The sequence below is a fragment of the Panacagrimonas perspica genome (assembly GCF_004364935.1).
In the GTDB taxonomy this organism is placed as follows: Bacteria; Pseudomonadota; Gammaproteobacteria; order Nevskiales; family Nevskiaceae; genus Panacagrimonas; species Panacagrimonas perspica.
The window spans coordinates 1-18,112 of sequence record NZ_SOBT01000011.1; the positions used below are offsets into that span (position 1 = coordinate 1).

The window sequence follows — 18,112 nt, forward strand, 5'->3', positions numbered from 1 at the left end:
TACCGTTCCTTCGACGGCGCGTATTCGCTGTACGAGAACGGCGACAAGCGCATCATGGACGGCAAGCATCCGTACTGGAGCTGGTGCCACGTCACCGCCGCAAACATCCAGACCGGATCGGTGACGCGGCTCGAACAGGTCCGCCAGGTCGAGAACCAGTACTTCAGCGGCGCCAACGATCCGAAGCTGTACGACAGTTATCTCACGCAAGGCGCGCTGATGAAGCTCGGGGCAAGCTGAGCGCGCGGACCGACATTCAGGACGCGAATGGAAACTATACGCCGCGGCTTATACGCGGGCCGCGGATGGTCGGCGAAGATTCTTTCCACCACCGTGCCCGACATGGGACGGACGAGGGGACCACAAGGTCGACAGCGCTGAGCTGGCTAACGTAGCGAAGAGTTTCAGATACTTCGCCAGAACTATTCGGAGGATTTCGCATGGCAAATTTGGGTCGGCTGGACTGGTACGACATCGCGCGTGACACCAACTGGACGCCGCGATACGTGGCCGAATCCGAACTTTTCCCGGAGGAACTGAGCAGCGCCTTCGGCCTGCCGGTCGAAGCTTTCGAGGAATACGACGAGCCGTACAAGACCACGTACACCGAGTACGTGAAGGTCCAGCGCGAGAAGGATGCCGGGGCCTACTCCGTGAAGGCCGCCCTGGAACGCAGCAAGATGTTCGAGAACGCCGCCCCGGGCTGGCTCTCGGTGCTCAAGATGCATTTCGGCGCGATCGCGCGCGGCGAGTACTCGGCGTCGGGTGCCGAAGCGCGCATGGTGCGCTTCGGTCGCGCGCCCGGCATGCGCAACATGGCCACGTTCGGGATGATGGACGAGATCCGGCACAGCCAGCTGCAGCTGTTCTTCCCGCACCAGTACGTGTCCAAGGATCGCCAGTTCGACTGGGCGTTCAAGGCCTACGACACCAACGAGTGGGCGATCATCGCTGCGCGCCACTTCTTCGACGACATGATGGTCACGCGCGGCGCCACCGGCGTGGCCCTGATGCTGACGTTCGCGTTCGAGACGGGTTTCACCAACATGCAGTTCCTGGGCCTCGCGGCCGACGCCGCGGAAGCCGGCGACTGGACCTTCTCCAGCCTGATCTCGAGCATCCAGACCGACGAGTCGCGCCATGCGCAGATCGGCGGACCGCTGGTGACGATCCTGGTCAAGAACGGCCGCAAGGCCGAGGCGCAGAAGCTGATCGACATCTCGATCTGGCGCGCCTGGAAGCTGTTCTCGATTCTCACCGGGCCGGTGATGGACTACTACACGCCGCTCGAACACCGCAAGCAGTCGTTCAAGGAGTTCATGCAGGAGTGGATCGTCACGCAGTTCGAGCGATCCCTGCTCGAGCTGGGTCTCGACAAGCCCTGGTTCTGGGACGACATGATCCACGAGATCGACCACCAGCATCACGGCATGCACATGGGCGTCTGGTTCTGGCGTCCGACCGTGTGGTGGAACCCCGCCGCCGGCGTCTCCACCGAAGAGCGTGCCTGGCTCGAGGAGAAGTACCCGGGCTGGAACGACACCTGGGGCCATTGCTGGGATGTCATCACGGAGAGCGCGCTCGAAGGCAAGATGGACCAGACGCTGCCGGTCACGCTGCCAGTGGTCTGCAACATGTGCCAGCTGCCGATCAATTTCACGCCAGGGCCGGCGTGGAAGGTGCGCGACTTCCCGCTGACGCATGAAGGCCGCGACTACCACTTCTGCTCGAAGGGCTGCCAGTGGGTGTTCGAGCAGGAGCCGGATCGCTACAAGGGTCACCTGTCGCTGGTCGATCGTTTCCTGGCCGGCCAGATCCAGCCGCCGGACCTCGGCGGCGCGCTCAAGTACATGGGCCTCTCGCCTGGCGAGACCGGCGAGGATGCGCTGCAATTCTCGTGGGTGGAAGGCATTCGCGCGGAACGTCTGCGCAAGGCCGGCTGAGCACGCTGTCTTCGTGACACTCCACATCCCAACCCTGGTCCCGAGCGTCGCGCGGGGTCCAGGGAGGGGCAAGAACAGAATCAGACTCCGAGGAGCAGTGAAATGGCACTTTTTCCCCTGACGTCGAACTTCCAGGAGGACTTCGTCCTCCAGGTCGTCGCGGTCGACACCGACAACAGCATGGACGAACTCGCCGCCGTCGCGGCCGTCCACTCGGTCGGTCGCCGCGTCAAGGCCCGTCCCGGCGTCCTGCGTGTTCGCCGGCAAGGGGCGAGCGAACCGTTCCCGCGCGATCTCAAGGTCGGCGAGGCCGGTTTGCGGCCGATGGAATGCGTGGAGATCTTCTGGGAAGGCTCCCCGGGCAGCGTCCGCGCGCCGGTGCATTGAAGGAGCGCGACCATGACATTCAAGGCGGTGTGCAAGCTCGAGGACCTCTGGGAAGGCGAGATGGAGGCCTTCGAAGTCGACGGCGAAGAGGTGCTGATGGTCTGGCCGGAAGGCGGCGAGCCCTGTGCGTTCCAGGGCCTGTGCCCTCATCAGGACATTCCGCTGGTCGAGGGGAAGTTCGACGGCAAGGTCGTCACCTGCCGCGCTCACCAGTGGACCTTCGACGCCTGCAGCGGCAAGGGTCTCAACCCCGCGGGCGCCCAGCTCTCGCGCTACCCGATCAAGATCGAGAATGGCGAGGTGCTGGTCCAGGTCGAAGGGATCAAGCCCTCGACATTCGCCTGACCCACCGGAAACCTGCCAGACCATGACCACGACACCTCCCGGCCACATCGCCTCGGCACACCTCAACAATCGCGTCGGGCCGGTGCTGCGCCAAGGCGAGCTCGCCAAGGCGGTCGCCGAGGCCGCCGAGATCGACAACCCGGGCAAGGTCATCACGCTCGACGACAAGGTGGCCTACCTGCGCGTCTCCACCGAGGGCGAAATGATCCTTCGCCGCGAGACCATCGAAGAGATGCTGGGCAAGCCGTTCCGGATGAGCGAGCTGGAAGTCGAACTCAGTTCGTTCTCCGGAAGGATCGAGAACAACGCGGAACAAGTGCGGTTCTATTTCGAGAAGAAGCTGTAGCCACAGAGAGATTCCGATGAACGAAACCCAAGTGCTGAAGCCGCTGAAGACCTGGAGCCATCTCGCCGCGCGACGGCGCAAGCCCAGCGAATACGAGGTGGTGTCCGTGAACCTCCACTACAGCACGCGACCGGACTCGGTCGCGCCGTACGAGCTCGATCCCGAGCTGTTCATGAATCGCTGGTACCTGAAGAACCGGGAAGGCAGCCCGCTCAAGCACGACGACTGGAACGCGTTCCGTGACCCGGACGAACTGATCTACCGCACCTACTGCCTCCTGCAGGACGGACAGGAAACCTATGTGCAAGGCCTGTTCAGCCAGTTCAACGAGCGCGAGCACGACAAGGCGCTGAGTCCGCAGTGGGCCGGCAGCCTCGCGCGGCTGCACACGCCGGCGCGCTTCCTGTTTCACACGGTGCAGATGGCCTCGGCCTACCTCGCGCAGATGTCGCCGGCCAGCACGATCTCCATCGCGGCCGCGTTCCAGGGCATGGATGCGTTCCGTTGGCTCAGCCATTCCGCCTACCGGGCCAAGGAGCTCTCCGCCACGTTCCCGGACAAGGGTTTCGGCACGGCCGAACGCGGGTACTGGGAAGATGACGCTGCATGGCAGGGCTTCCGCGAGCTCATGGAGAAGGTGCTGGTCGCCTATGACTGGGCCGAGTGCTTCGTCGCCCTCAATCTCGTCGCCAAGCCCGCGATCGAGGAGGCGGTACTGCGTCGCCTCGGCGATGCGGCGCGCCACCACCAGGACACCTTGCTGGGCATGCTGACCGACGCGCAGACGATCGACGCTACGCGCCATCGGCGCTGGTCGGCCGCGCTGGTGCGCATGGTTTGCGAGAAGGAAGGGAACGCCGAGGTGATCCGCAACTGGATCGCGAAGTGGGAGCCGCTCGCGGAGAAGGCCATCGAGACTTTCTGCGCGGCGCTTCCCGACGTTCCGAACGCCGCCTCGGCCGCACAGCAGGCGACGCGCGACTTCCGGCGTTCGCTGGGCGAAGGGTTCTGAATGGGAACGTCGCGCGGTCGGCGGCGTGCCGGATCGTCTGAGGCGGGGCCGGGGTCATTGAAGGTCGGCTTTCCTGTCAAGCGCTTTGCATAGTGCGGTACGAGCTGATCCTTTCGTACAAAACCGCGATGTCCGTTTTGAGATCGAGCGATGTTGGATGGGACGCCTGCCTCGATGCGGAAGAAGGCGGTCCTCGGATCGTCCTCTGGCGCCGGCTCGCGCGTCCCGGTGCGGCATCGGACGGGGTTTTTCGCGGCGAGCGAGCCCGTCTCGCCGGCGCCATTGCCGATCCCGAGCATCACGGGTAGCACGGCGCCAGCGGACCCCCTCGATCGCGCCAGGCACGCCGTGGGCCGCAGCCCGCGTGGATCGAGCCGCGGCTCGGCTTGATTCGTGGGTCGCGCGCGCTGTCTTTGGATGGAGACCGACGGCGCGGCGGGATGGAACCGGTTCCCCGTAGCGCCGCTCCGGCATGCTCGGCGGCGATGCTCGTCCTCGCCCTGGAATCGCCACGAGCGGCGGTGGCGATATCGGCGATAATGGTCCGAATCGCAATAGGGTGAATGCAACACCAGACTGACCGTTCCGCTATGGAGATGCCGTGAACTCCGATGATTTCGACCTGAACCTGCTGCCCTACTTCAACCAGTTGATGCGGGAGCGCAAGGTTTCGAAGGTCGCCGAGTCATTGGGTGTCTCGCAGCCTGCGGTCAGCAACGCGCTCAAGCGATTGCGCAGCGCGCTCGGAGACGAGCTGTTCCTGCGCACCACGCATGGCATGGAGCCGACTTCCCGCGCGCGTCAGCTCGCCGAGCCGATCGCCTACGCCATCGACACGATCAAGTCGGCGATGAGCCAGCAGGTGGCGTTCGATCCGTCCGTTGCTCAGCGAAACTTCCTCCTCGGACTCAGCGATCTGGGGGAGATGTATTTTTTGCCGCCGCTGCTTTCGCGCGTGGGTCAGCAGGCTCCAGGTGTCCTCATTACCGCCGTCCGCAACAATCCGCTGTTGCTGAAGGACGATATGGAGACGGGCCGGATCGAGGTCTCGATCGGGATTTCGCCTCAGCTGCAGGGAAGTTTCTTCAGACAGCGCCTGTATCGAGAACATCACGTCTGCGCCTTTCGCAAAGGGCATCCGTTTGAAGCGTGTGCCATGTCGGTGGCGGACTATCTGGCTTGCGAGCATGTCGTCGTATCGGCGGGCAATGATCTGGGCGAAGTCGACCGCCTGATGGAGCGGAAGGGGCTCGAGCGCAGGATCAGGGCGATTGTTCCGCACGCAAGCGCGATCGGTCAGATCCTGCAGGCCACGAACATGGTGGCGACGCTGCCGTCGCGCATGTACCAGATCATGGCCGATCCTTTGGGTCTTTCCTGCATCCCGCATCCCGTCGCGCTGCCGGATACGTCGATTGGAATGTTCTGGCATGCGGCTCTGCACCGGGATCCGGCCAATCAATGGTTCCGCCGTACCATATTCGACCTGTTCTCGGAATCACCTCCCATCAACGCCTAGGCGTGCCTGGCCTGAAGCGCACTGAGACTTGGACCATTGGAACTGCTGATCCGCAACAACGGACGCACGTTGAGCCTGGAGCCGGGCGACACGCTCCTGGGGGCGATCCGCGGGTGCGGCATCTCCTACAGCTGCGAGGACGGCCGTTGCGGGATGTGTCGCTGCCATCTGGTGCGCGGCCGTGTCCGCGAGCAGGCTCGTCCGCCGCGGCAGCTTTTCGGGTGCCGCGAACGCTACATCCTCGCCTGCCAGACCTCGTTGCTGGAGGACACTACGATCAACATTCCAGATATCGAGGAACCAGTCGCGCACCCCGGTGGACGATATCGGGGCCGGGTAGTGAGCGTCGAAGCGCTGTCGGACACCGTCCGCGAGCTGCGAGTAGAGATCGATGTGCCGTTCTCATTCTCACCGGGTCAATGTGCAGAGGTGGAGCTGTCTCGCGGACTCTCGCGTTTGTATTCGATGGCGGGCACTCCGGGCGACACTGAACTACGCTTCCACGTGCGGATGCATCCGCACGGTCGTGCATCGCAAGTCATCGGAGAAGATCTGAAAGCGGGGGATCCTCTGAAGATTCGTGGACCGTACGGAACGTCCTACCTGCGAGCCAATCATTCCGATCCGATTCTGTGCATATCCGCAGGGACAGGTCTCGCGCCGTTGTTGTCGGTTCTGCGTGGAATCGCAGCGCGCCAGATGATGAATCCTGTTTTCATCTACGTCGGATTCATGGCGCGAGAAGATGTGTACGGGCTCGAAGAATTGAATGCGCTTTTACCGCGCATCCTTTCGGCTCGCGCTCGCCACGTCCTGGTTTCAGCGGGTCCGACCGAGCGAGGACTGCGACGCGGGCTGCTGACGGAGGCGATTGAAGCCGACTTCGATCACCTCACGGGCTTTCGGGTGCACGGATTTGGCTCGCCGTTCGCGATCGATGCAGTCGTCCAGCTCCTGCGTCGAAAAGGGGTTGCGGAAGAGCACCTGCACCTGGATGCATACCACTCGGTGGTCACTTGAGAGCTGCCGCTCGAATCATCCGAAATTCCGCGAGACCGATGACGGTCCGCTGCGATCGAACCCAAGCAGCTTCGCTGCCCGATAGCGATGGTCTGGCGTGGAACGTACCGTTCGTCCGTGCTCGCGTCGAAAACATTGCAATCTGAGCAGTAGGGTCGCGGCATCGCTGCAACCGCGGGGCGAGGCAGCAGGAACTTATGGGACAGAGGGCGCAGGGCGGATGTAGAGCCCCCTGTGACGCCCGCCCCGACAAGAGCAACCCGATCGCTGAGCGAGTGCAACAGCGACAAGACGACTGGATGGCTACGGGCGATACCTCGGGTGCTGCCACAAGGGAACGCGGTCAACAAACGAACCGCCGACAACGATACTGCCGACGGCCGCACTCCAAGAGTGTCGCCAGCAAGCCGCGGTGGCGCGTAACGATCGCTTTCGGAGTGTTAGAGCCCATACTGCGAATGGACGCCGTCTTCTTTCAGCGTCGAATGCGGGGGAGGCTTCGTGAGGCAGTCGATGGGCGACATGGTGGATGACCCGCAGACTTGGCGTGCAGCGCTGGCGTCGATGGACCTGCCCGCGTGCGCCAGCGATGGGGAAGGTCGCCTCGTGTTCTTCAACGCAGCAGCCGTCCGTTTGTGGGGATGCGCGCCGGCGAAGGATGCCCGCTGGTGTGATGGACTCAATATGTATCGGCGCGGACAACCGGTTGACGCCGCGACCTGCATTCTGGCCCAGTGCATTCGCGAAGGGCGGAACGTCGAAGAATCCGACATCGAGGTGGTCGCCGCCGATGGCACACGCAAGCGCGTGACCCTGCAGGCCGTTCCTGTCATGAGAAACGGAAGCGCCGTCGGAGCGTTTGCTTTTGCGTATGAGAGCGTATCGCGTCGGGATCTGGAGCTCGTCCGCGGACGCCTCACCGCGATTGTGCAGTCGTCCGACGATGCGATCGTCAGCACGGATCTCGACGGTGTGATCACCAGCTGGAACGCTGGCGCAAGCCGGCTTTACGGATATTCCGCCGAGGAAGTGATCGGCCAGCCGGTGTCCATTCTGATTCCTGAATGCCAGGGCGACGAAGAGCCGGAAGTGCTGGCTCGCGTGCGCCGGGGCGTCGTCGTTGATCATTACGAGACCTACCGCCGGCGCAAGGACGGCAGCCAGGTCGCGGTGTCCTTGAGCGTCTCGCCGATGGTCGATGAAAGTGGCGTGATCGTCGGCGCGTCCAAGATCGCGCGCGATGTGTCGGAAAGCTACGCGGCGGATATGGTCCGCAGCCAGTTGGCGGCGATCGTCGAGTCCTCCAGCGACGCCATCGTGAGCAAGGACCTCACGGGACGCATCGTGACCTGGAACCGCGGCGCGGAACGGGTTTTCGGGTATGCCGCCAGCGAGGTGATCGGCAAACCGATCACGATCCTGATTCCGTTCGAGCGGCTCGACGAAGAGCCCGAGGTGCTGCGACGGATCGCGCGCGGAGAATCGATCGAACACTTTGAGACGGTGCGGCGCCACAAGAACGGCAGCCTTCTCGACATTTCGCTGACCGTATCGCCCATTCGAGATCGCCAAGGCAAGATCGTCGGGGCGTCAAAGATTGCGCGCGACATCTCGGACCGGAAATACGTGGAGCGGCAACTGGCGCTCGCCGATCAGCGGAAGGACGAGTTCCTGGCCACTTTGAGCCATGAACTTCGGAACCCGCTGGCGCCGCTGCGCACCAGCATCGATTTTCTATCAGCCAATCCGGAAACGTCGTCCTCCAGCCAGCGATCGCTCGAAGTGATGAGACGGCAGGTTGATCACCTCGTGCACCTGGTCGACGACCTCCTGGAAATCTCGCGGATCTCGCGAGGGACCATCACACTCAAGACCGAGCTGCTGGCGCTCGGCACGATCCTTCAGGATGCAATCGACATCAGCCGTCCGCTGATCGACAGCCGTAACCATCATCTCGACGTGAGCATCCACGAGAAGGACTTGATGGTCAGCGGCGATCGCGTGCGTCTCGTACAAGTCTTCTCGAACCTGCTGAACAACGCTGCCAAGTTTACCGAGCCCGGCGGGGCCATCTCGGTAAGCCTGCAGAGCGATTCCGAGAGCGCGTTGGTTCGAATTCAGGACACCGGCATTGGACTTCCGGCAGGCGAGCTCAGCAGCATCTTCGAGATGTTTACGCGTTTGAAGTCCGAATCAAGCGGTCTGGGCGTGGGGCTTTCGTTGGTCAAAAGCATCGTGGAGATGCACGGAGGAACGGTAGCGGTTCGCAGCGAGGGGGTTGGGCAAGGCTCGACGTTCACCGTCCGCCTTCCGGTCCAGGTGTCGCCCCTGGAGCATGTGCGCGCTGCCGGAGTCCCGGCCGTCGACCCGCCGCCGACCCGCCGGTTGCTGGTGGTCGACGACAATCGAGATGCCGCCGAAGCCTTGAGTGCGCTGCTCACCTTGCTGGGCCACGATGTGAGCGTGGCCTATGACGGGATGCAGGCCCTGGCGGCGTGCGAGCAGAGCGTTCCGGAAATCGCGCTGTTGGATATTGGCTTGCCGGGGATGAGCGGCTACGACTTGGCGCAGGCCATGCGCGACCGACCGTGGGGAGAAGGCATCACGCTCGTGGCGCTGACAGGCTGGGGTCAGGCAGGCGATCAACAGCGAGCGCAAGAAGCGGGCTTTGATCACCACTTGGTGAAGCCGGTCCATGTCCAGCGCTTGCTGCAACTTTTGCAGGAACCTCGACGGATTCGTTGATGCGGCACGCAGAGTCATGCGCGAACCCGCAACGCCAAGAGTTCGGAACAACGCGCAGACCGCGCTCAGGCTCTCTCACCTGAGACGGCAGGCAATCCGCCGGTAAAACAGCGTACGGAGGGCGCCTCGCGGCGGCCCTCCGTACGTACGACGCTCTTACGCGGCCTTGGCGATCGGCGTCACGTTCGAGCCGTTGACCGCGATGCGGCGCGGCTTGGCAGATTCAGGGATCCGCCGCACCAGCTCCACGCTCAACAGGCCGTTGCTCAGCACGGCGTTCTGCACTTCGATGTAGTCGGCGAGACGGAAGCTCAGCTTGAACGCGCGCTGCGCAATCCCGCGGTGCAGATACTGTGTTTCGTTCTGGGCTTCGCGCCTGGCCGATGCGATGGTCAGTACGTCCTTCTCGACAGAGATCTCCAGCTCCTGTTCGGTCATGCCGGCGGCGGCGATCTCGATGCGGTACTCGTCGTCGCCCTTCTTCACGACGTTGTACGGCGGGTAGGCGACGGCATCGGCGGACATGGCCGTTTCGAACAGATCGTTGAAACGGTCGAAGCCGATCGAGCTGCGGAAGAGCGGGGCGAGGGAAAACGTGTTCATCGTGAAACCTCCTGATCGTCAGCGAAGTGAATGTCTGCCGGGACCCGAACCTCGGCGCCCCGACGCAACGAAACTAGGAGCTCCATCTGGATGTTCAAGAGGGGAAGTTTCAAACAATAAATGTTGGCCTATCAGGCATTTCCATTTTTTGTCCGTTCCGCGGTTCCCGAAGAGAATGCGAAAGAAGCTGGAGGATGCCGCTGCCTGTCGCGCGGGTCTGCCTTCTGAAAACGTGAAGCGCGCACCGTCGATAGCGGCCGCAGGTGCAAGTGGTCGCAGGTCACCGGAGCGGCACGATTTCCCGGCGCCGCCGCGTCAGTTGAGGTTGGCCTTGGTGGCCTTGATGACGCTGGCAGCGGTGTCGCGGCCGACGTAGCGCGTGAACTCCTCATCGAAGCGCGTCGTCAGCCGCGCCATGGTTTCCGGCGACGCCTTGTCCTGCAGCTTGGGAAACCAGGTGTCTTCCTCCTCATACATGTGGTGCTGCACGGCGCCGCGGATGTGGCGCAGCTTGTCGAGGTAGTCCTGGCTCAGGGGATCGAGCTCTTCCAGTGCGGCTGTTTCTCCCTTTGCGGCGCTCTGCTCCTGGTACGCCAGTTCCGTTCGCGCCTTCTCGCCGTGCGAGGCCATGGCGGGATAAAGCGTGACCTCTTCGGCGATGGCATGGCCGGTGAGCAGGATCGCGAGCCATTTTTGGGTGGCGCGCCGGTGCCGGTCGGTTTTGGCGTTCTCAACCGCGTCGAACGCGGCTTCGATCTGCTGATGATGGTCCAGTGCCATCGCGAACCAGGACCCGGGCTCGGCAAGGCTCAGGGCGTGTTCGCGTGCCTTGGCGCGGGCACGGGGGCTTTCCGGCGGGGTGACGGCGGCGATAACTTTGTCGACGAAAGACATGTTGGCTTCCTCGGTAGGTGGCGGTGGGTGTGAACAGGCGCAAGTCCCGCGCCTGGGCATCCACCGGGTACACGGCCTGCCGTAGCCCGTGACGACATCATGATCGCCGCCCCTCCAACGCCCTCGTTTCGAGAACACCCCGTAAGCGGGTGAGCCCATGGTGTTGCCGCTCGTCTGGATTTGACCAATACACGGCGCGTCTGCTCGACAAGGTTCGATCAGCCCTGAATGCCGGGTTGCCCATTGCCGTCGGGATTCTCTTTCTGTCCGGTCAGGCGGTCGGCGAGCAGGCGGGTCCATTCCGGATGCGCAGCAACAGGCGCGCCGCAGCCGGCAATCGAGGAACACGATCAGCGCGGCCAAGTCCATCGGGAGAATCGCAAGGGGCTCCTGATGCTCGCGGCGGCAGGCGCGGCGGACAACCTTGGGCTTCCGAATGATCAGGCCTCGGCTTGATCCAAGCGAGCCGACCCCGTCACTTCCAGCCGTACGCCGCGTACATCACGTGGAAGATCGTGTGCTGTTCCATGACGCCGCGGAACCATTCGCTTCCCGGTCCGCGTGCATAGATGGCAACGTCTTCGCCGCCATGCGTTTCACTGGGCAGGGAGACGGTCGACTCCTGCAGATAGTCCTCGTCCTCGGTGTCGACATCGCTCAGATTCGGGCGCAAGGCCGTGCCCTTGTAGGGCGCGCGGGCCTTGGGATCTTCCTTCTCGGAGTAGGTGCGCCGCTGCTGGCCGCCGGTCCAGCCGGGCCCGTTGGCGTACGACAGCGTGGTGTACGGGAGCCCCAGCGCGTCGAGGATCGGGACGCCGTTGATGGCGGCGAGACCCAGGATCGGATTGCCTCGCGAGGGATACCCGCCGATGCTCATCGTGTGGCTGTGATCCGCCGTGACGATGATCAGCGTGTCGTCACCGACCAGCGACTGCGCGCGCTTCACGGCATTCGAAAGCGCGATGGTCTCGGTGAGCGCGCGATACGCGTTGCCGGCGTGATGGCCGTGATCGATCCGGCCGGCCTCCACCATCAGGTAGAAGCCCTTTTTATTTCTCTGCAGCAGCCGGATGGCTTTCTCCGTCATCTCGCTCAGCGACGGCTCGCCTCCGGCATCGGACGCGCGCTCGACCTCGTAGCGCATGTGGGAGGGTTCGAACAGGCCGAGCACCGGCCCCGCCTTCGCGACATCGATGGCCTCGAACTGGGCACGGTTCCAGATGTAGCGCGCACTGGAAGAACGGGCCGTCCATTCGCGCGCCAGATCCCGTCCATCCTTGCGGACACCGCTGCGCTCCGGGTATTCCGGATCCTTCTGCGATGCCGGTAGGAAATTCCTGCGGCCGCCGCCGAATACCACGTCGACACCGTCGCCAATCGAGAACTCGATCAACTGGCGCGCGATGTCCGGCACCGTCGCGCCGGCCGGAAGGTCGGCATCGGCTTCCCAATCGCGATCCGCGATGTGCGCGTAGTTCACGGCCGGCGTGGCATGCGTGACGCGGGCCGTGGTCACGATGCCGGTCGCCAGGCCCCTGGCCTCCGCGCGCTCGAGAATGGTCTTCGCACTGAGCGCCCGCGTCTTGTCCGCGCCCGCTTCGGTACGGCTGATCGCCGGATCGACCGAGATCGCCCCATCGTTGGCCTTGATCCCGCAGACCATCGCCGTCGCGGTCGGTGCGGAGTCGGATGTCTGCTGGTTGGCCGATGCGGTGACGGACAACGCCAGTTGCGGGAATTGTTCGAAGCTCAGCCGGTTGCTCTCGCCGTCGCGACCTTGCTGCTGACCTTCCAGGATCCGGGCCGCGGTGACCGTCGAGATTCCCATGCCGTCGCCGATGAACAGGATGACGTTGCGCGCCGGTCGCGATTTCGCGACCTTGCCGCGATTCATCTCGACCGCGCGCGCGCCGGACGCAAACCATTCGGCGCCGGTCATGGCGGGACGCGCCGGGGCCGTGCTGCCGGCATCCAGGGCGCTGGCCGTGGTCGGGCTGGCCATCGCCAGGAGGCTCGTGATCAGCAGACGTTTCATCGGCTCATTTCCGGCGGAATGTTCAGCGCAGAGGGTGAGTTTGCTCTGTTGCAGGATGGCGGTGGTTCTTGGGGCGCCCGCGGAACGGAATGAATCGTGTCTGGTCCGAGCCGCACAACCCGGGGTCGTGCGCCTCTGGAATCGAAGGCGTATCGTGTTCCGCGTATTCATGAAGGGGGCGCCATGAAGGCGTTGATCTGTGCGTTGCTGGCGGTTGCGGCGGTGTCCGTCAGCGGATGCGCGAGCACCCGGGCAGAAGGACGCACCGCTTATGGCGTGCCGACCGTGTACGCCGGGACCCGTCTCAATATGGCGGCACTCAACGAGGACTACGGAAAGCTCGCGGTCTACAGGAGCTATGGCGGTATCGAGCCGCCCGAGAATCCGATCATCGACGCGCCGATCAGCTTCGTCGTCGACACGGTCGTGCTGCCGATGGATGCCTGGTACTGGGCATCGGACAAGGTCGGCCTCGGTCGGCCGTCATTCGTGGACATGCTGGCGTTCGACTTGCGTGATCGAGCGAGGAGTCCGTCCAAGGCCGGGCCTTTGCGAGAGATCGCCCAGGAACGGGAGCGGCAGTGACTCCCAGGTTCGCAGCCTCCCTTGCCGCGATGCTTTGTATCGGCCTTTCCGGCTGTGCCACCGTGCGGACGGCAGACAACGCGCACGTCGGCAGCCCGAAGATTTATGGCGGGACCCGCGTCAATGTCGCCGCGCTTTCGGACGACGAAACTTCGCTGAGCCGATACCGGCAGTACGGCATCGAAGCGCCGGCGTATCCCGCTGCTGATCTGGCGGTCAGCTTCATCGGCGACACGCTGTTTCTGCCCTTCTCGGCGTGGTACGTGGTGACCGAACCCCTGGTCGGCAGGCGGTAGGGATGGTTGCCGACCGGACCGACGGCCGCTGACGGAGGGGCGAGGCCCAGAAGGCCCGCGAGGCAGCCGTGCGGCCAAGAAAGGTCCGGGGTCGCCGTGCTGCGCGACTCTCAGGGGCGGAAACTCATTGGACAAACCATCTGTGCAATGGGACGGACGGGATGTCGCCCTGCACGGCGCTCATGAAAAATGGCGGTGTGCACAGTCTCACGCGAACGAGGCTCAGCCGTTATCAGGGAAAATAACAGGGAAATTCGCTAAAAAACGCGATCGACGGGCTCGCGAAGTCGCGTTCCCCGGGGCATTCAGAGGGTTCTACGCGGTTTTTCCCTAGCGAGGCGAACAGGGAAGTCGAAACCGGATAGCAGGGTACTGATCCGCGAGATCGTCTGTAGCGACAAAAGATACCCGAGGCGTCGCCGCCGATTTGAATTGGACCCGAGGCCGAACTGACGTCGTCTGCGAGGAGTTCGAGGTCCTTAAATCGGATAGCGCATGAAGGCTGCCCAACCGCGCCCTGTAGGGGGGCCCGGCTGACCTTCTCCCAGGTATCGTTAGGGCGGAATGAACGAGAGCCCGTCAGAGGATCGGTACGTAATGCTGGTTTCGCCGGTCTCGTCGGTTTCCGTGAGGAGTTGTACTCAGTCCGGAGGAATGAGTCACTAGATACCGACGCTTTCTGTTCGTGAGGCGGACGCAATGGCTTGCTTTCAACCCGGGCACGGCGTCACCAAACTGGATTCCAATGTATGGCTGCCCTATTGCTGCTTGCGCACCAATACATCCGCCGGGGACTTCGCCACGTTGGCACACGAGATCGTCCACGCGACCGGTGACGCGAGGCACATCATTGGTGGCGCCCAGCGGACCAACCTCATGTCCGAAGTCACTGGACAACGAGCCGACATCTACAAGGCACACATCGATCGTCTGGCAAAAGCCTACTTCGCGAAATGAAAGGCTTTAGGCCTTAGGGTATTTGCTATTCCGCCAAAATATTCTCGGCAAACTAAAATTCACCAGCCGCCGTTAGTTGCTCTTCATTGACGTTCGACCTGTCATGTCGGCTATCCGCTTCTAGAAGAGCGGGCAGGCGGCGACAATCCCCCCGTATCGAGGTAGGGGTGGCGGTTCACAGCCCGAAGCGGGCATTCGATCTCGGAGGCTGTTTACTCCAGAGAAGACAGTCGAGGTTGCTCCTCGTTTCGCGAGGCCAGCCAGATAGGAATTGGCGCCCGCAAGGCCGCGGCCGATTCGCTCGATCCGGACCCGCGCACTAGATGCGCCTACGACAATAATCGCTGGATGCAGCGCTAGACGTCGCCGGCGGCAGTCGCACTTCACAAGGCGATTTCGGGCCCGGCCGGGCGATCACGGACGCGTCGGGACATCGGGCGTATAGTCTCCGCTTTAGCGACGCAGGAAATGCTTCCATGCAGGCAAACAGCATACGCATTGCCGGCACCGCGCTCGGCGAGCACCGTCACATCTGCGCGCTCTTCAACAGCCGGGACGAGTCGTATCGCGTGCTGATGCCGTTCGTCAAGGACGGCTTCGAGTGCGGCGATCGGGCGTTTCACGTGGTCGATCCCGCGCTGCGCGACGACCACCTGCACCGCCTGGAAGACGCTGCCATCCCGACAGAGTCGTCGCAGCGCACGGGCCAGTTCCGCCTCGGCGACTGGAACGAGGTCTACTTCCCCGACGGCGGTTTCGATCAGGACCGGATGCTCGCAATGCTCGCCGCTGCGCTCAACAGCGCGTCGGAGCAACCGCTGCTGCGCCTGGTCTGCGACATGCGGTGGGCGCTGGAGGACCATCCCGGCACCGACGCGCTGCTCGAGTACGAAAGCCGCTTCAACACCGTGCTGCAGCCGGGCGGGGACGTGGTGGTGTGCTGCTACGACCTGGCGAAGTTCAAAGCCGGCGTAATCATGGACGTGCTGCGCACGCACCCGATGGTGATCCTGGGCGGCGTGCTTCAGGTCAATCCGTTCTTCGTGCCGCCGGAGGAGTTCCTGCGCGAACTGCGCGCGCAGCGGCAGCACGAACGTGAGCGGACCTGACGAAGAGCTGCTGCGCCTGCGCAACACGCTGCGCGATCTGCTGGCGCTCGGCGCGGTACCGCTGATCTGGGCCGGAGCGTCGCCGTCGACGGTGCTCGGCAGCTTCCTCGATCTGATCGTCTCCGCGTTGCGGCTCGACCTCGCGTTCGCATCGATCGTCGATCCGCACGACGGCACGGCGCTGCAGTCAGCGCGCGCGCCGGAGCACGCCGACGCCGCGAACCATGCGGGAGAAATCGGCAGCGCGTTCGCGTCGATTCTGAACGCGCCGGGCCGGGTGTGCGCGGTCAGTCCGCTGGACGGGCGCCCGCTGAACCTGCGCGTGGTCCCGCTGAGCATCGATGAACATAGCGTGGTGCTCGCGGCCTCGCAGCGCGCGGATTTTCCCGGCGACACCGACAATCTCCTGCTCGCCGCCGCCTGCACGCAGCTCGCCATCTGGCTGCGCGGCGAGCGCCTGCACCTCGAACGCGAGCGCGCGATCGCGGCGTTGGCGGAGCGCGAGCGCCAGAAGCGCGAACTGGAAGACGAGAACATCTACCTGCGCGAAGAAATCCAGTCCGCGATTTCGCAGAGCGGCACGATCGGCCGTTCCGCGGCGCTCAGGAACGTGCTGGGGCAGATCGCGCAGGTGGCGCGCACCGAGGCCACGGTGCTGATCTTCGGCGAGTCCGGCACCGGCAAGGAACTGCTCGCGCGAGAAATCGACGAACGCAGCGCGCGTGCCGGCCGCGCGCTGATCAAGGTAAATTGCAGCGCGATTCCCAAGGACATGTTCGAGAGCGAGTTCTTCGGTCACGTGCGCGGCGCGTTCACCGGGGCGCTGCGCGACCGACCCGGCCGCTTCCAGGCCGCGCACGGCGGCACGATCTTTCTCGATGAAGTCGGCGATCTGCCGCTGGAGCTGCAACCCAAGCTGCTGCGGGTGCTCCAGGAAGGGCAGTACGAGCGCGTGGGCGATGACGTGACGCGCGAAGTCAATGTGCGCGTGATCGCCGCGACCAACCGCGATCTTCCCGCCGCAATCGCAGCCGGACTGTTTCGCGAGGACCTGTACTACCGGCTCAACGTCTTTCCCGTCGTCATCCCGCCGCTGCGCGAGCGCAGCGAGGACATCCCGCTGCTCGCGGCGCATTTCGCGGCACAGGCCGCGCGGCGCCTGGGGCTGCCGGAACCCAGGCTCGGCGCCGCGCAGTGCGCGGCGCTCCAGTGCTACCACTGGCCGGGCAACATCCGCGAACTCGGCAATCTGGTCGAACGCGCCGTGATTCTCAGCGGGCCGGGCCCGCTGCGGCTGGATCAGGTACTGCCGGATGCGCGCGCGGCGCCCGCGGACATCCCGCGCGCACGGCCCGAGGTGGACGACGAGACCATCGTGCCGGAAGCCGAATGGCGCGACCGCGAGCGCGCCAACATTAGCGCCGCGCTCAAGCGCGCCAAGGGCCGCATTCACGGTCCGGACGGCGCCGCGGAATTGCTCGGGCTCAAACCGTCCACGCTCACCTCGCGCGTTAAGGCGCTGAATCTCCGTCTCGACCCCTGAGCCGCGCTTGGTTCCACGGGCAGCGCGACGAGGTTTCGCGAGGCCCGCGACATTTCGCAGCGGCCCGACAGCGCAAGCGTCTGAAACTTTTTGATTCGGCGCGAGACGGCCAATCGAACGATCTCAATCGGCTCGGCGTCTACCTCGGCGCGGCCGCGCAATCCAACGTCGATGAAAGACCGGACCTTGCTCCGCCGCCCGGCGATCTGGAAACCGCGCGCCTCTATGGTCGGCGCATTGCCGAGATCACGCTGCGCCTGCGCGGCGCGTCTTCGCCGAATCTCATGGCGAACGGCAACGAGATATCGCCGGTTCGCGAGATCCCGTCGCTGGCCGAACGCACAAGTGCCTGATTGCATTCAAACGCTCGCATGGCACGTCCGCTGCAATTACCTCACTGCCGACGACGCGCTCGCGGCGCAATTCAAAAAACGTTTCATCCCCTTTCTCGCAACAGGAGTTCGAACATGGTCACGACCGCACTGTGGGTTCGCATGGAAGCCAAGCCCGGCAAGGAAAAGGAAGTCGAGGAGTTTCTGCTCGCGGGCCGTCCGCTCGTGATGGAAGAGCCGGCGACCATCGCCTGGTTCGGCGTCAAGCTCGGACCTTCGAGCTACGCCATCTTCGACGTCTTTCCCAACGACGCCGGCCGACAGGCGCATCTGTCCGGAAAAGTCGCCGCGGCGCTGATGGCCAAGGCGCCCGATTTGTTCTCGCAGCCGCCGAGCATCGAGAAGATCGACGTGCTCGCATCCAAGCTTCCCGGCTGAATC

General features: G+C 63.9%; 17 protein-coding genes and 1 pseudogene. 15 read left to right on the plus strand and 3 right to left on the minus strand.

Annotated elements, in window-relative coordinates; translation table 11 throughout:
* The 9 genes and pseudogenes from DFR24_RS19555 to DFR24_RS19595 all read left to right on the plus strand — a co-directional run.
* A pseudogene (locus DFR24_RS19555) lies at positions 1 to 240 on the plus strand (DUF1329 domain-containing protein); the annotation flags it as partial.
* Between the two features lie 200 nt (positions 241 to 440).
* On the plus strand, positions 441 to 1,943 hold the full coding sequence (locus DFR24_RS19560) for an aromatic/alkene/methane monooxygenase hydroxylase/oxygenase subunit alpha (protein WP_133883142.1): 1,503 nt from the start codon (positions 441 to 443) through the stop codon (positions 1,941 to 1,943).
* A gap of 102 nt (positions 1,944 to 2,045) precedes the next feature.
* Complete coding sequence (locus DFR24_RS19565) at positions 2,046 to 2,330, plus strand: toluene-4-monooxygenase system B family protein (RefSeq protein WP_133883143.1); 285 nt, start codon at positions 2,046 to 2,048, stop codon at positions 2,328 to 2,330.
* Positions 2,331 to 2,342: 12 nt separating this feature from the next.
* On the plus strand, positions 2,343 to 2,675 hold the full coding sequence (locus tag DFR24_RS19570; RefSeq protein ID WP_133883144.1) for a Rieske 2Fe-2S domain-containing protein: 333 nt from the start codon (positions 2,343 to 2,345) through the stop codon (positions 2,673 to 2,675).
* 22 nt (positions 2,676 to 2,697) lie between these two features.
* Complete coding sequence (locus DFR24_RS19575; RefSeq protein WP_133883145.1) at positions 2,698 to 3,021, plus strand: MmoB/DmpM family protein; 324 nt, start codon at positions 2,698 to 2,700, stop codon at positions 3,019 to 3,021.
* A gap of 16 nt (positions 3,022 to 3,037) precedes the next feature.
* Positions 3,038 to 4,033 (plus strand): aromatic/alkene monooxygenase hydroxylase subunit beta, encoded by a 996-nt coding sequence (locus DFR24_RS19580; RefSeq protein WP_133883146.1) that lies wholly within the window; start codon positions 3,038 to 3,040, stop codon positions 4,031 to 4,033.
* A 601-nt stretch (positions 4,034 to 4,634) separates the two neighbouring features.
* The gene (locus tag DFR24_RS19585; RefSeq protein ID WP_133883147.1) at positions 4,635 to 5,552 is read left to right on the plus strand and encodes a LysR family transcriptional regulator; all 918 of its coding nucleotides are present in this window, start codon (positions 4,635 to 4,637) and stop codon (positions 5,550 to 5,552) included.
* Between the two features lie 36 nt (positions 5,553 to 5,588).
* Positions 5,589 to 6,572: a 2Fe-2S iron-sulfur cluster binding domain-containing protein gene (locus DFR24_RS19590; RefSeq protein WP_133883148.1), complete on the plus strand. Its 984-nt coding sequence runs from the start codon at positions 5,589 to 5,591 to the stop codon at positions 6,570 to 6,572.
* A 501-nt stretch (positions 6,573 to 7,073) separates the two neighbouring features.
* Positions 7,074 to 9,317 carry a PAS domain S-box protein gene (locus DFR24_RS19595; RefSeq protein WP_162851327.1) on the plus strand — a complete coding sequence of 748 codons (2,244 nt, stop codon included), beginning with the start codon at positions 7,074 to 7,076 and terminating at the stop codon, positions 9,315 to 9,317.
* Positions 9,318 to 9,473: 156 nt separating this feature from the next.
* Here DFR24_RS19595 and DFR24_RS19600 read toward each other — a convergent pair whose 3' ends face one another.
* The 3 genes from DFR24_RS19600 to DFR24_RS19610 all read right to left on the minus strand — a co-directional run bounded on the left by DFR24_RS19600 (position 9,474) and on the right by DFR24_RS19610 (position 12,849).
* Entirely contained in the window at positions 9,474 to 9,920 is a 447-nt protein-coding gene (locus tag DFR24_RS19600; RefSeq protein ID WP_133883150.1) for an Hsp20 family protein, read from the minus strand.
* Between the two features lie 315 nt (positions 9,921 to 10,235).
* A complete protein-coding gene (locus tag DFR24_RS19605) occupies positions 10,236 to 10,814 on the minus strand; it encodes a hemerythrin domain-containing protein (RefSeq protein ID WP_133883151.1) in 579 nt (192 codons plus the stop codon).
* Positions 10,815 to 11,289: 475 nt separating this feature from the next.
* Positions 11,290 to 12,849 carry an alkaline phosphatase gene (locus DFR24_RS19610; RefSeq protein WP_133883152.1) on the minus strand — a complete coding sequence of 520 codons (1,560 nt, stop codon included), beginning with the start codon at positions 12,847 to 12,849 and terminating at the stop codon, positions 11,290 to 11,292.
* Positions 12,850 to 13,032: 183 nt separating this feature from the next.
* Between DFR24_RS19610 and DFR24_RS19615 the strand changes: the two genes are divergently transcribed.
* The 6 genes from DFR24_RS19615 (at position 13,033) to DFR24_RS19645 (ending at position 18,109) form a co-directional block, all read left to right on the plus strand.
* Entirely contained in the window at positions 13,033 to 13,434 is a 402-nt protein-coding gene (locus tag DFR24_RS19615; RefSeq protein WP_133883153.1) for a YceK/YidQ family lipoprotein, read from the plus strand.
* The gene (locus DFR24_RS19620; protein WP_210772406.1) at positions 13,431 to 13,730 is read left to right on the plus strand and encodes a YceK/YidQ family lipoprotein; all 300 of its coding nucleotides are present in this window, start codon (positions 13,431 to 13,433) and stop codon (positions 13,728 to 13,730) included. The genes DFR24_RS19615 and DFR24_RS19620 overlap by 4 nt, the downstream gene beginning before the upstream one ends.
* A gap of 699 nt (positions 13,731 to 14,429) precedes the next feature.
* Positions 14,430 to 14,687, plus strand: a complete 258-nt coding sequence (locus DFR24_RS19625; protein WP_133883154.1) for a hypothetical protein — start codon at positions 14,430 to 14,432, stop codon at positions 14,685 to 14,687.
* A 476-nt stretch (positions 14,688 to 15,163) separates the two neighbouring features.
* Positions 15,164 to 15,796 carry an MEDS domain-containing protein gene (locus DFR24_RS19630; RefSeq protein ID WP_133883155.1) on the plus strand — a complete coding sequence of 211 codons (633 nt, stop codon included), beginning with the start codon at positions 15,164 to 15,166 and terminating at the stop codon, positions 15,794 to 15,796.
* The gene (locus tag DFR24_RS19635) at positions 15,783 to 17,339 is read left to right on the plus strand and encodes a sigma-54 interaction domain-containing protein (RefSeq protein ID WP_210772405.1); all 1,557 of its coding nucleotides are present in this window, start codon (positions 15,783 to 15,785) and stop codon (positions 17,337 to 17,339) included. The genes DFR24_RS19630 and DFR24_RS19635 overlap by 14 nt, the downstream gene beginning before the upstream one ends.
* Positions 17,340 to 17,806: 467 nt before the next feature.
* Positions 17,807 to 18,109: a putative quinol monooxygenase gene (locus DFR24_RS19645; RefSeq protein WP_133883156.1), complete on the plus strand. Its 303-nt coding sequence runs from the start codon at positions 17,807 to 17,809 to the stop codon at positions 18,107 to 18,109.
* Positions 18,110 to 18,112: the final 3 nt, after the last annotated feature.

Bases quoted from the DNA above. Each gene is read 5' to 3' on its own strand.
- DFR24_RS19600 (WP_133883150.1), bottom strand. From the start codon at position 9,920: ATGAACACGTTTTCCCTCGCCCCGCTCTTCCGCAGCTCGATCGGCTTC.
- DFR24_RS19645 (WP_133883156.1), top strand. From the start codon at position 17,807: ATGGTCACGACCGCACTGTGGGTTCGCATGGAAGCCAAGCCCGGCAAG.
- DFR24_RS19565 (WP_133883143.1), top strand. From the start codon at position 2,046: ATGGCACTTTTTCCCCTGACGTCGAACTTCCAGGAGGACTTCGTCCTC.
- DFR24_RS19625 (WP_133883154.1), top strand. From the start codon at position 14,430: ATGGCTTGCTTTCAACCCGGGCACGGCGTCACCAAACTGGATTCCAAT.
- DFR24_RS19610 (WP_133883152.1), bottom strand. From the start codon at position 12,849: ATGAAACGTCTGCTGATCACGAGCCTCCTGGCGATGGCCAGCCCGACC.
- DFR24_RS19630 (WP_133883155.1), top strand. From the start codon at position 15,164: ATGCAGGCAAACAGCATACGCATTGCCGGCACCGCGCTCGGCGAGCAC.
- DFR24_RS19615 (WP_133883153.1), top strand. From the start codon at position 13,033: ATGAAGGCGTTGATCTGTGCGTTGCTGGCGGTTGCGGCGGTGTCCGTC.
- DFR24_RS19605 (WP_133883151.1), bottom strand. From the start codon at position 10,814: ATGTCTTTCGTCGACAAAGTTATCGCCGCCGTCACCCCGCCGGAAAGC.
- DFR24_RS19575 (WP_133883145.1), top strand. From the start codon at position 2,698: ATGACCACGACACCTCCCGGCCACATCGCCTCGGCACACCTCAACAAT.
- DFR24_RS19580 (WP_133883146.1), top strand. From the start codon at position 3,038: ATGAACGAAACCCAAGTGCTGAAGCCGCTGAAGACCTGGAGCCATCTC.
- DFR24_RS19560 (WP_133883142.1), top strand. From the start codon at position 441: ATGGCAAATTTGGGTCGGCTGGACTGGTACGACATCGCGCGTGACACC.
- DFR24_RS19570 (WP_133883144.1), top strand. From the start codon at position 2,343: ATGACATTCAAGGCGGTGTGCAAGCTCGAGGACCTCTGGGAAGGCGAG.